Origin of the sequence: Clostridium sulfidigenes (assembly GCF_052067195.1) — a bacterium.
GTDB classification, from domain to species: Bacteria; Bacillota; Clostridia; order Clostridiales; family Clostridiaceae; genus Clostridium_J; species Clostridium_J sulfidigenes.
On record NZ_JBQHQR010000005.1, the window covers coordinates 106,524 to 119,536 of the forward strand.

General features: G+C 29.7%; 12 protein-coding genes and 2 other annotated features. Of the genes, 10 read left to right on the plus strand and 2 right to left on the minus strand.

The features are described from left to right. Positions 1 to 25 precede the first annotated feature (25 nt). Positions 26 to 292 carry a hypothetical protein gene (locus ACTNBA_RS07665; RefSeq protein WP_051824017.1) on the minus strand — a complete coding sequence of 89 codons (267 nt, stop codon included), beginning with the start codon at positions 290 to 292 and terminating at the stop codon, positions 26 to 28. A 268-nt stretch (positions 293 to 560) separates the two neighbouring features. Beyond that, positions 561 to 791 (plus strand) — a binding site (T-box leader). Between the two features lie 67 nt (positions 792 to 858). Between ACTNBA_RS07665 and trpS the strand changes: the two genes are divergently transcribed. From trpS to ACTNBA_RS07680, 3 genes are all read left to right on the plus strand, one after another. Further along, positions 859 to 1,857 carry a tryptophan--tRNA ligase gene (gene trpS / locus ACTNBA_RS07670; RefSeq protein ID WP_441073295.1) on the plus strand — a complete coding sequence of 333 codons (999 nt, stop codon included), beginning with the start codon at positions 859 to 861 and terminating at the stop codon, positions 1,855 to 1,857. A 384-nt stretch (positions 1,858 to 2,241) separates the two neighbouring features. Beyond that, entirely contained in the window at positions 2,242 to 2,772 is a 531-nt protein-coding gene (locus tag ACTNBA_RS07675) for a hypothetical protein (protein WP_441073296.1), read from the plus strand. A 290-nt stretch (positions 2,773 to 3,062) separates the two neighbouring features. Next, a complete protein-coding gene (locus ACTNBA_RS07680; protein ID WP_441073297.1) occupies positions 3,063 to 4,658 on the plus strand; it encodes a peptide chain release factor 3 in 1,596 nt (531 codons plus the stop codon). A gap of 39 nt (positions 4,659 to 4,697) precedes the next feature. On the opposite strand, the gene ACTNBA_RS07685 is transcribed toward ACTNBA_RS07680, so the two are convergent. Next, positions 4,698 to 4,868: a hypothetical protein gene (locus ACTNBA_RS07685; RefSeq protein ID WP_156964319.1), complete on the minus strand. Its 171-nt coding sequence runs from the start codon at positions 4,866 to 4,868 to the stop codon at positions 4,698 to 4,700. A 248-nt stretch (positions 4,869 to 5,116) separates the two neighbouring features. On the opposite strand from ACTNBA_RS07685, the gene ACTNBA_RS07690 reads away from it, so the two are divergent. From ACTNBA_RS07690 to ACTNBA_RS07720, 7 genes are all read left to right on the plus strand, one after another. Further along, positions 5,117 to 5,686, plus strand: a complete 570-nt coding sequence (locus ACTNBA_RS07690; RefSeq protein WP_441073298.1) for an ECF transporter S component — start codon at positions 5,117 to 5,119, stop codon at positions 5,684 to 5,686. A 145-nt stretch (positions 5,687 to 5,831) separates the two neighbouring features. Continuing rightward, positions 5,832 to 6,098, plus strand: a complete 267-nt coding sequence (locus ACTNBA_RS07695) for a metal-sensing transcriptional repressor (protein WP_150844034.1) — start codon at positions 5,832 to 5,834, stop codon at positions 6,096 to 6,098. 13 nt (positions 6,099 to 6,111) lie between these two features. Further along, positions 6,112 to 8,547 (plus strand): heavy metal translocating P-type ATPase, encoded by a 2,436-nt coding sequence (locus ACTNBA_RS07700; RefSeq protein ID WP_441073299.1) that lies wholly within the window; start codon positions 6,112 to 6,114, stop codon positions 8,545 to 8,547. Positions 8,548 to 8,727: 180 nt separating this feature from the next. Then, a complete protein-coding gene (locus ACTNBA_RS07705) occupies positions 8,728 to 8,931 on the plus strand; it encodes a heavy-metal-associated domain-containing protein (RefSeq protein WP_035132469.1) in 204 nt (67 codons plus the stop codon). Positions 8,932 to 9,218: 287 nt separating this feature from the next. Further along, complete coding sequence (locus ACTNBA_RS07710; RefSeq protein WP_441073301.1) at positions 9,219 to 9,629, plus strand: hypothetical protein; 411 nt, start codon at positions 9,219 to 9,221, stop codon at positions 9,627 to 9,629. A 68-nt stretch (positions 9,630 to 9,697) separates the two neighbouring features. Further along, positions 9,698 to 9,928, plus strand: a binding site (T-box leader). Positions 9,929 to 10,031: 103 nt separating this feature from the next. Then, the gene (gene tyrS, locus ACTNBA_RS07715; RefSeq protein WP_035132465.1) at positions 10,032 to 11,261 is read left to right on the plus strand and encodes a tyrosine--tRNA ligase; all 1,230 of its coding nucleotides are present in this window, start codon (positions 10,032 to 10,034) and stop codon (positions 11,259 to 11,261) included. Between the two features lie 101 nt (positions 11,262 to 11,362). Next, entirely contained in the window at positions 11,363 to 13,000 is a 1,638-nt protein-coding gene (locus ACTNBA_RS07720) for a hypothetical protein (protein WP_441073302.1), read from the plus strand. Positions 13,001 to 13,013: the final 13 nt, after the last annotated feature.

Sequence of the window (13,013 nt, forward strand, 5' to 3'; positions counted from 1 at the left end):
ATTAAAGCAATTCCTATATTTTTTACTATTTAGTTGGAGTGTTTTTATTTATTGATGCTAAGGGTTGATCTTCAAAACCTAGAAGATCCGATTCCTCGTTATAGGTATAATCAAATTCTGCATTAGAGATGTTGTTTGCCACAATTGGATCTACAACATGATTTGGAAGCAGTACATAGTCTTCAAGAGAATGTGCTTTTACAGGTTTGGTACTAGCATCTAAAAAGTCTCTTTCATTAGGACCATAAGGTTTTGCACCATTAGACTTACTAGAATTGTTTTTTGAATCCATATAAAATACCTCCTTAAAGTAAGTGGTGATATATTTTTAAATTATATTAAAATACTAAAATGTATTTAATATGTTTAGTTTGCTTCAATACAGTAAATAAATACTAGAAATTTATGGGCTTTTATATAATTCTAATTTAAATAAAAATAATTATATGGTAAGGTTAAAAATAGATAAACTAAAAAATAGAATAACAATTTCTAATATTGACATAATATAATATTAGAATTATAATAACTTTAATGTAATATTAAACAACTTTATTATTAATTGATCGGTGAGGCGAAGTAAGTAGTATTAAAAACAGATTTTCAGAGAGCGATAGATGGTGAGATTATCGCAATTATGCTTGATATGAATGGGTCGCTGAGATGTTGGGTGAATTTAAAGTAGCCTAGCACGGATGCTCACGTTATAGAGCTAGGATATGTTTGTATCTGAAAGAGGTGAGGTTTTATTATCTCAAAATAGGTGGTACCGCGTGATTTATGCCCTATGGATTTATTCCATAGGGTTTTTATTTACAATTAAATGGAATAATTTTACGGATTGAAAGGAGAAAAAACATGGAAGATAAGAAAAAAGTTATGTTAAGTGGAATTAAGCCTTCTGGGGATTTAACACTAGGAAATTATTTAGGAGCTATAAAAAATTGGGTGAAACTACAAAATGAATATGAATGTTATTTCTTTATTGCAGATTTGCATGCAATTACAGTAAGACAGATACCAGCTGAACTTAGAAAGAGAACTTTAGAAGTACTAGCAATTTATATTGCTGCAGGAATAGATACAGAAAAAAATACTCTATTCGTACAATCTCATGTACCAGCTCATTCTGAAGCTGCGTGGCTTTTAACTTGCCATAGTTATATGGGAGAACTAAGTAGAATGACTCAGTATAAGGATAAATCTAAAAATAGTGGAGAAAGTATAGGGGCAGGATTATTTAGTTATCCAGTTATAATGGCTGCTGATGTATTATTATATCAAACAGATGTAGTGCCAGTTGGAATAGATCAAGTACAGCATTTAGAATTAGCTAGAGATATAGCTGACAGATTTAATAAATTATACAGTCCAACCTTTAAAATACCTGAACCATACGTAGGCAAGGCTGGAGCAAAAATAATGGACCTTCAAAATCCAGAAAAGAAGATGTCTAAGTCGGAAGAAAATCCTAATGGATATATCTTAATATTAGATCCACCAGAAGTCATAAGAAAAAAAATATCCAGAGCTGTAACTGATAGTGTAGGAGAAGTTAAATTCTGTGATGAACAACCAGGAGTTAAAAATTTAATGACAATTTTAAGCACTATTGAAGATATATCTATGGAAGAAATAGAAGAAAGATATAAGGGTCAAGGTTATGCCCAATTTAAATTAGATGTAGCAGAGGCTGTAGTTAAGGAGCTTGAACCAGTTCAAAAGAGAGTTAAAGAGCTTTTAGATAATAAAGGTAAGCTAGAAGAAATCTTCAAAGCTGGGGCGGAAAAGGCAAATTATGTAGCTACAAAGACTTTAAGAAAGATGCAAAAGAAAATAGGATTAGTTCAGTATTAATATTATCAGTATTAATACTAAAGGTACTTTATATAAACTAATAAATAATAGTTTATATAAAGTACCTTTTAATTTTTTTGAAGTTAATATCTGTTACTACATCAGTATTTATGGTTAAGATAGTAGGAGCTTGTCTATGTATATCCTTTGTAAAATCTTAAGAAGTATCCTCTTTTTCAAAGGAACAAAAGATTGGATTATCATATATGGTTAAAATGAAATAAAGGAAAAATATATAAATTGTAATAATTTCTTAATGAAATTGTAAGGTTTTTAAATTATAATATATCTATAGTATATTTTTTAAATATAGTATACTTATTAAATAATTTAATTTATAATGAATTAATACATTATTATAATAATAATAATTGGGGTGATTAAGTGGATAGAAAAATCTATGTTGTATTGACACAGACAGGAACTTTTTTTTCAAGAGCTATAAAGCTATATACTAGATATAATTATAATCATACATCTATAGCCTTAGATAAAGAATTAAAGCAATTATATAGCTTTGGAAGAAGAAAAATATATTTTCCACTTCATGCTGGTTTTGTTAGAGAACAAATTGATGGAGGAATATTTAAACTATATAAAAGGACATCCTGTAGAGTTTATGAATTAAGTGTTACAGAAGATGAATATAATGAAGTTAAAGAGATTATAGATCGATTTGAAAGTGAACATGATAGATATAAATATAATTTTTTAGGAATTTTAGCTATAATGTTACACATTCCTTATCAAAGAAGATATCATTTTTTATGCTCACAATTTGTGGCTTACGTACTAAAAGAAGGCAAAATCATAAACTTTGATAAAGATGTTTCTTTAGTGAAACCAGAGGATTTCGATGGAATAGAAAAGGGACAAGTTGTTTATAGTGGCTTATTAAGTCAATATGCACACTAAAATTATAATTATATATTTGTGGAATTATATTTTATTATTTTAATATTTATTACAATGGCAGTAAGATACAAATATCTTACTGCTTTATTTTGGTATAATTAAATTGAAAATGATAAATTTAGTATGATATTTAAACTAAAATTTTAGTATTAATTTTAAATGTGATATACATAAAAACATTAATAATATTTGTGTTTATATTAATTAATATGGTATTATATAAAATGTGCTAAAAAGAGATACTATATAAATTGAAGATAATTTTAAATTTAAATAAAGGAGTTAAGGTAATGAGTGATTATATAAAGGAGATAGAGAAGAGAAGAACCTTTGCTATAATTTCCCACCCAGATGCAGGTAAAACTACACTTACTGAAAAATTACTTTTATATGGGGGAGCAATAAGACTAGCAGGATCTGTTAAAGCAAGAAAGACATCTAAGCATGCTGTTTCTGACTGGATGGAAATTGAGAAGAAGAGAGGAATCTCTGTTACATCTTCAGTAATGCAGTTTGGATATGAGGGATATTGTATAAACATATTAGATACTCCAGGACACCAGGACTTTAGTGAAGATACATATAGAACACTTATGGCTGCAGATAGTGCAGTAATGGTTATTGATGGAGCAAAAGGGGTAGAGGATCAAACTAGAAAGCTATTTCATGTTTGTAGTATGAGAGATATTCCAATATTTACTTTTGTAAATAAGATGGATAGAGAAACAAGAGACCCTTTTGAACTTATGGAAGAGATAGAAAATGAATTGGGTATAAAATCATATCCAATAAACTGGCCTATAGGTACAGGTATGCACTTTAAAGGTGTTTATGATAGAAATAATAAACAAGTTCATATTTTTAAAGCTGGAGATCATGGACAGTTAGAAGTAAGTGAGACTGTTATAGATTTAGAGGATGAATCAGCAGCTAGAGAGGCTATAACCGATAGTCTATATGAAAAATTACTTGAGGACATAGAATTATTAGATATAGCTGGAGATGCCTTTGATGAAGAAAAGGTGAGAGTTGGAGAACTTACCCCTGTATTTTTCGGTAGTGCTTTAACTAATTTTGGTGTAGAACCATTTTTAGAGAACTTCTTAAAGTTAACTACAGCCCCATTAGGAAGAAATTCTGATATAGGAAAGATAGAGGCAACAGATGATAACTTTTCTGCTTTTGTATTTAAAATTCAAGCTAATATGAATAAGGCTCATAGAGATAGAATTGCTTTTATGAGAATATGTTCAGGTCAATTTGAAAAAGGTATGGAAGTTTATCATGTTCAAGGTGGAAATAAAATAAAGCTAGCACAACCTCAACAATTTTTAGCTCAAGATAGAGAAATTGTTGATAATGCTTATGCTGGAGATATTATAGGAGTATTTGACCCAGGTATATTTAGTATAGGTGATACCCTTTGTTCACCAAGCAAGAAGTTTAAGTTTGAAGGAATTCCAACCTTCGCACCAGAACACTTTGCAAGGGTTAGAACTGTAGATACTATGAAGAGAAAACAGTTTATAAAGGGTGTAACACAGATAGCTCAAGAGGGAGCAATTCAAGTATTTAAAGAGCTTCACATAGGAACAGAACAAATTATAGTAGGAGTTGTAGGAGTTCTTCAATTTGAAGTTTTAGAATTTAGATTAAAAAATGAATATAATGTAGATATAAAAATGGATATGCTTCCATATAGAAATATTAGATGGATTGAAGCTTTAGAAGGTAAAGTTGATGATTTAAGTTTAACAAGTGATTCTAAAGTTGTTAAGGATATTAAAGATAGAGACTTACTTATATTCCAAAATGATTGGGGTATTAGTTGGGCACTAGATCACAATAAGGGCTTAGTTTTATCTAATATTAGTAAAGGTGAATAATAGAAAAATTCCTCAAGTTTCTTTGAGGAATTTTTTTATTTAACTATTAAATTTATTTTTTACAGTTAGGTATTCTTCTATGTAGTCCATGGCAATAGTTAGAAGAGCTACTGCAATTATTAAATTAATTAAATTTCCTCCCATAACAAAAAATAAACCAATTAAAACTACTAATAGTAAAAAGCTACCAAACCAACGAAGATACATCATATATGTCAATCCTTTCTACATCCAAGTAAAGTAATAAGTTAGATCTTTTGACTATTTTCTCAAAAATATATAGGATTATAAGATCTGAAAGTCAAAGTTAAAATTATTTTGTGTAAAATATTTAATATTATTCTTTTATATTAAAAAATAAGGTTGAAATTCTTTAGATTTAATGTATAATTTAATTGTATGGATACTAAATTTGTTGTATGGGTACAATATTGCATAATCATAAAGGGGGACTTAAAATGAAAGAAAAGGCATCAATAAAAGCATCGAGAAATAGTTTTAGAATTATTGAAATAGTTCAAATAGGACTTATGGCAGCGTTAACATATATAGCAACTGCAGTTATAGCTATACCAGTGGGAGATAATGCAGTTTTACATATAGGTGATGCAGTACTATTTTTATGTGCCATCTTACTAGGAAAAAAAAGAGGAGCTGTGGCTGCTGCTATAGGTATGACATTTTTTGATTTGTTTTCTCCATACTATATATGGGCGCCATTTACCTTTATTATAAAAGGAGTTATGGCATATATAGCAGGAGCTATAGCCTATAGAGGTGATTATCAAGGAGATAAATTTTGGAATAACTTATTTGCATTCATTGTAGCCGGAATAGTTATGATTTTTGGATATTTTTTTGCTGGAGGTTGCTTAAATCACTTTGTATATGGAATACCAACTATTGGACAAGGATTTATAGTGGCTTTAAAGGATATACCAGCTAATATACTTCAAGTAGCAGGGGGAATTGCTATAGCATTACCACTTTCCATACCGTTAAAAAAATATTTAGCTAAATATTTATAATAGATAGAGCATCACTAAAGGTGGTGCTTTATTTTTTTATATTTTGGGGCAAACTAAATTTAAATAAAAAATTAACCTATTGACAATATATAAATGGAGTACTATTATGTAGATATACCCCCTGAGGGGGGAGGGGAGGTAAATGATGAGTGAAGAAAGAAAAAAAGCTTTGCAATTGTTAAAAACAGCAAGGGGTCAGATAGATGGGATTATCAAAATGATAGAAGATGGGAGGTATTGTATCGATATTTCTAATCAAATCTTAGCATCACAAGCTTTATTAAAGAAATCAAACTTAGAAATTCTAAAAGGCCACTTAAATCATTGTGTTAAGGATGCAGCAATAAATAATAATATGGATGAAAAGATTGTGGAAATAAATAATATATTAGAAAAGATAATTACAAAATAAAGAAGGTGAAAACATGGATAATAAATCATTTAAAATAGAAGGAATGACTTGTTCTGCTTGTGCCAATAGAGTAGAGAGAGCAATTAGTAAGTTAGAGGGGGTTGAAAAAGCAAATGTAAATTTTGCTACAGAAACTTTAACTGTAGATTTTAATAAGGAAAATTTAAATTCTCAAATGATTGAGGAAGCTGTAGTTAAAGCCGGATATGGCGTAAAGAAAAATGTAAAAACCTACAATTTTAAAATAGAAGGAATGACTTGTTCTGCCTGTGCTAATAGAGTAGAAAGAGTAACTAGAAAACTAGATGGAGTAGAAAATGCTGCAGTAAATTTTGCCACAGAGAAGCTTACTATTAAAGTGAATGAAGATGAGATATCCTATGGTGATATAAAAGCAGCAGTAGATAAAGCTGGGTATAAGTTAATTAAAGAGGAAGTAAAAGATAAGGAAAAACAAGGAGAGGAAAAAAGTGAAGCTAGTAAATTACTTACAAGGTTCATATCTTCCCTAATTTTTACAGTTCCACTACTAATTATAACAATGGGTCACATGGTAGGGATGCATCTTCCATCTATAATAGATCCTATGGCTAATCCGCTAAACTTTGCATTAATTCAGTTGATACTAACCTTACCAGTAATGATAGCTGGATATAAGTTTTATAAGGTAGGACTTAAAAATTTAATTAAACTAAGTCCTAATATGGACTCACTAATATCCATAGGAACTTTGGCTGCTTTTATATACGGTATATTTGCTATATATAAAATAATGCAAGGGAATCATGAGTATGCAATGCATCTATATTTTGAATCTGCTGCAGTAATACTAACCTTAATAACCTTAGGTAAATATTTAGAAGCGGTATCTAAAGGTAAAACCTCTCAAGCTATAAAGGCTTTAATGGGGTTAGCTCCTAAAACAGCAACTATAATTAGAGATAACAAAGAAATTGTAGTACCTGTAGAAGAGGTTATAGTTGGGGATATAGTACTAGTTAAACCAGGTGAAAAGTTGCCAGTAGATGGAGAAGTTATAGAAGGAAATACATCTATAGATGAATCAATGCTTACAGGAGAGAGCATACCTGTTGAAAAATCTATAGGAAGTAGTGTAATAGGGGCTAGTATTAATAAAACAGGATTTATTAAGTATAAGGCCACTAGAGTTGGTAGAGATACTGCTCTTGCGCAAATAGTTAAGCTAGTAGAAGATGCTCAAGGTTCAAAAGCACCTATTGCTAAACTAGCAGATGTTATATCAGCCTACTTTGTACCTGTAGTTATAGGTCTTGCTATAATTGCTTCAGTGGGTTGGTTGATTGCTGGTGAAACACCTATATTTTCTCTTACTATATTTATTGCAGTACTGGTTATTGCCTGCCCATGTGCTTTAGGTCTTGCTACTCCAACTGCCATTATGGTGGGAACAGGAAAGGGTGCTGAAAATGGTGTTTTAATTAAAGGTGGAGAACCATTAGAGACTACTTATAAATTAAAAACCATAGTATTTGATAAAACAGGAACTATAACAGAGGGAAAACCTAAGGTTACAGATATTATAACTAATGGTGAATCAGAGGAAGAAATTCTAATTTTAGCAGCTAGTGCAGAGAAGGGATCAGAGCATCCACTTGGTGAAGCCATTGTCAAAGATGCAGAGGAAAAAGGGTTGATCCTTAAAGTAATCGATAAATTTAATGCTATTCCAGGACACGGTATAGAAGTAGAAATAGATAAAAAATCTATTCTTCTAGGAAATAAAAAACTTATGATAGAAAAAAATATTAATATTTCAAGTTTAGATGAAACTTCTAATAGATTAGCTTCAGAGGGAAAAACACCAATGTATATAGCTATAGATGGAAATGCTGCTGGAATTATAGCTGTAGCAGATACTGTTAAAGCAAGTAGTAAAAATGCCATAGAAAGTCTGCATAAAATGGGTATAAAAGTAGCTATGATAACTGGAGATAATAAGAGAACGGCGGATGCCATTGCAAAACAAGTTGGTATAGATATAGTATTATCAGAGGTTTTACCAGAGGATAAAGCAAATGAAGTGAAAAAGCTTCAAGTTGATGGAAATAGAGTAGGCATGGTTGGTGATGGTATTAATGATGCTCCAGCTCTTGCCCAGGCTGATATAGGAATAGCAATAGGATCAGGAACAGATGTAGCCATTGAATCAGCAGATATAGTTCTTATGAGAAGTGACTTAATGGATGTGATATCAGCCATAAAACTAAGCAAAGCAACTATTAAAAATATAAAGGAAAATTTATTCTGGGCCTTTGGTTATAACGTATTAGGAATACCGGTGGCTATGGGAGTATTACACATTTTTGGTGGCCCATTATTAAATCCTATGATAGCTGCAGGAGCTATGAGTCTAAGTTCAGTATCAGTATTATTAAATGCATTAAGGCTTAGAAGATTTAAAGCTTAATATCCCTATTTATATAGGAAACTATATAAATATTAAGCTATATAAATATTAAGCTATATAAATAGGAAACTATATAAATAGTTAACTATTTGTTCTGTTTATCAGGGTTTCAAGGCATTTGATAATTTTAATGATAATATTAAATTATCATACTAATATATATTTTAGGAGGAGAAAGCGATGAAAAAGAAAATATTAATTGAAGGAATGAGCTGTAAAAACTGTGTAGCTCACGTAAAAAATGCTCTAGAAGAGTTAGCTGGAGTTTCAGAAGTAGAAGTTAATTTAGAGGGGAAATATGCTTTAGTAGAAGCTACTGAAAGTAATGATGTTTTAAAAGCTACTATAGAAGAAGAAGGATATGATGTAGTAGGCATAGAATAAAATTACCATAAATTATATAACAGAAAAATAATTAAATGTCTTAAAGTGTACTAGATTTTTATGAAAGTAAACTTTAAGGCATTTTTATTACTTATGGTTTTAAGAAGGTATATTTAAGAATAATTTATTATGTATATAAAATAATAATAATGTACTAATTATTCACATATAATTAAAATAACAGAAATATATAAGTTAATAGGAACTATTGATTAAATATTCTGAATATTATATAATATAACTATTAAAGTTAATGTATTTTATTAAAAAGTTTGGGGGCGTTTAAAATGATTCAAGTATTTTGTAAAGAAAAAGGCTCTGGGAAAACAAAAGCATTAATGAATTTAGCTAATTCAAAGGTAAGTAACTCAAAAGGAAATCTAGTGTATATCGATGATGACACAAGAGGACTCCTACGTATTCATAAGAACATAAGGTTTATATGTTCTAAAGACTTTAATATTCATAATTACAAAGATTTTTACGGTTTTATATGTGGCATAATATCTAAAGACTATGATGTGGAAAGTATATTTATAGACGGTATTTTGAGTGACATATGTAATGATGCAGATGATTTTGGTTCAATACTAAATAAATTAGAATATTTATCAGAAAAATTTAAAGTTGACTTTTATGCCAACGTTAGTTGTGAAGAAAATAATATACCAGATACTATTAAAAAATATGTTGTTTAGAGAAAATTAGTATTTACTCTTGAAAAATGATAATAATAATAGTAATATGTATTTAAAATAGAATATAGTAAGAGACGATGAAGAAAAGAAGTAATTAAATGAATTTTAAAGAGAGCTGATGGACGGTGTAAATCAGTAAAGGATTTTAATGAAATACATTTTAGAGTCTTAGGTCGAAGTAGTAGTAGTAGTAGGCTGTTACGGTTTCCTAACGTTATTAAGGAAGAGAATGATTTAAACTCTTTTAAAGATTTTAAATTATAAATTTGGGTGGTACCACGGAAATTTTCGTCCCTAGTATTTTTATACTAGGGACTTTTTTAGTTTCTTAATAATATTTGTTAAAATTGAAATCATAGCCGAAGATTAAAGTAAAAAAACTATAAGATGTTGGAGGAAGTTATGGAAAATTACAATGTATATGACGTTTTAAAGGAACGTGGATTTTTAAAACAATTAACACATGAAGAAGAAATGAAAGAAATATTTGCAAAGGAAAAGGTAACTTTTTATATAGGATTTGATCCCACAGCAGATAGTCTTCATATAGGACATTTTATTGCTATGATGTTTATGTCTCATATGCAAAAGGCAGGGCATAGACCCATAGCTTTAGTTGGTGGTGGTACTGCAATGATAGGTGATCCATCAGGTAGAACAGATATGAGAAAAATGCTAACTAAAGAGGAAATTGATCACAATATATCTTGTATAAAAGGTCAACTTTCAAGGCTAATAGACTTTAGTGATGATAAAGCAATCCTAGAAAATAATGCAGACTGGCTTTTAGATTTAAATTATGTGGATTTTATAAGAGATATAGGTTCACACTTCTCAGTTAATAGAATGCTTACTGCTGAATGTTTTAAACAAAGATTAGAAAAAGGATTATCCTTCTTAGAGTTTAACTACATGCTAATGCAAGGATATGATTTCTATGTATTGAATAAAAAATATGATTGCACAATGGAATTAGGTGGAGATGACCAGTGGTCAAATATCTTAGCAGGAATGGAACTTATCAGAAGAAAAGAAGGTAAATCAGCTTATGGTATGACATGTTCACTACTTACAAATAGTGAAGGAAATAAGATGGGTAAAACAGCCAATGGAGCAGTATGGCTTGATCCTAATAAAACATCACCATTTGAATTCTACCAATACTGGAGAAACATTGATGATGCAGATGTAGAGAAGTGTCTATGCCTACTAACATTTGTTCCAATGGATGAAGTAAGAAGACTTTCAGCTTTAGAAGGAGCAGAAATTAACGAAGCTAAAAAGGTTCTTGCTTATGAGGTTACAAAACTTATCCATGGAGAAGAAGAAGCAGAGGGAGCTAAAAAGGCTGCAGAAGCTCTATTTAGTGGTGGAGTAGACATGAGCAATGTACCTACAGTAGAAATTGCTGAAGATATGAAAGCTGCTTTAATTCTTGATATAATAGCACAAACAGGTATTGTTCCATCTAAGAAAGAAGGAAGAAGACTTATAGAGCAAGGTGGACTTACTATAAATGATATAAAAATAGAAGATGTTAATGAAACATTTAATGAAAGCTACCTAGAAAAGGATGGATATGCCTTAATAAAAAGAGGAAAGAAGAAATTCTATAAATTAGTGATAGCTTAGTAAAAAAATTTATGAGTATGCCTAATGGTATACTCATTGTTTTTGTAATATACTTCACTAAACTGAAAATGATACGATTAGTTTAATAGGGGGTGAAGTCTATGTCAAATGTATGGAAAATTAATATGGTACAAAACTATACAACAAGAGATGATTTTAACAAGCTCACCTTTAAAAAAGGAGATTCATTTTCTGCTAGAATTTTAAGGTTAGAGGGAAGTACAACTGATGTTATAATAAAGTTACTTGATGGAAGAGTATTTCCGGCAAGGGTAGATGGAGATATACTTCAAGAAAATTTAGATGATTATATGTTTAAATTTCAACTAGATGGATTTGAAGGAGGAAAATTTCTTCTTAGAATATTAGAATCAAATGTTATAGATAGCCTTGGGAACAATGGTGACTCAGCTATTAAAGATCCATTAATGGAAGAATTACTTAAAAACTTAGATTTTCCAGTAGGCAAAGAGGATGTGCCTATATTAAAATCTATGCTTAAGAACAATATTCCAATTACAGAAGAAAATCTTTTAGAAATTAAGGGACTTAAGGAGTTTATAGATCAAAGCAATAATTCTCCTAAGGAGTTAAATAAATTCATTGATAAATTTATAGAAGCTAAAGGAATACAAAATAATAGTTCTGAAGCTGAACAAATAAAAGCAACTTTAGGTAGAGTTTTAAATGAAATTAAGAACTTAAAGATAGATGACGTATTTGTTATGAAAGCTCTGGATATAAAGCTAAATGAATATAATATCAAAGCTTTTTCAAAGGTTATCTCTAATGAATACAGTATTTTACCAGAGATAAAGGAAACTACCAATGTTATTAAAGAGCAGATTATTGGCAATATTAATAAAGATACACAAGGAGAAGTTATTGTTAATAGAAATTCAACTATTAGTGAAGGTGATAAATTAATATATTCTGAAAAAGATAGTTCTCAACCTATGGTATCAATAAAGGAAAGCTTAGAAAATAAAGAAGCTATATTATCTTCAGAAAAGATGGTAAACAAAGAAGTAAAGCATTCTAATGATATTATAAATGAAAGAACAATAGGAATAGTCAATGATGAAGAGGATCTACTGGGGAAAATGGCATCCCACGGCAAGGACGAAGTAGATAGCACTAATAAACTCTTTAAGCAGCTTAAATCAGATATCATGGTAGATAGAAGTATAACTAGCACTATGGTAAAGGATGAATTAAGAGAAAAGATATCCTTTATAAAAAATGATTTAATGGAATTAATTAAGTTATCCCAGAAAGAAACTAGTACTTTTAATAATGTGATTCAAAACTTAGAAACCAAGTTTCAAGAGTTTAAAATGTTTAATACAATAAATAATAATTATTATTTTCTTAATGTTCCACTGGATATGAAAGATAAGGAATATGATTGTAAGCTGATTATTAAGGATGAAAGAAGTAAAGGAAAAAAGTTAGATACTGAAAATATTAAAATAGCGGCTAGTGTAGCCACTGTAAATATGGAAAAGGTAGATGCTTATTTAACCGTTAATAAAAATTCGGCCACTATTGAAATAGAGAGTGAAGCCACATATGTAAAGATATTAGAAAGATTTAAGGGAAAGTTAATTAATGACTTAATTGATAGTAAGTATATGTTTAATATTTTTATAAAAGAGAAAAAACATGATTTTTCTTTTTCAAATTGCAGAAGTTTCTTTGAAGATGATGATTTCACTACAATTAATACTAGAGTTTAGCTAGGAGTGTGCT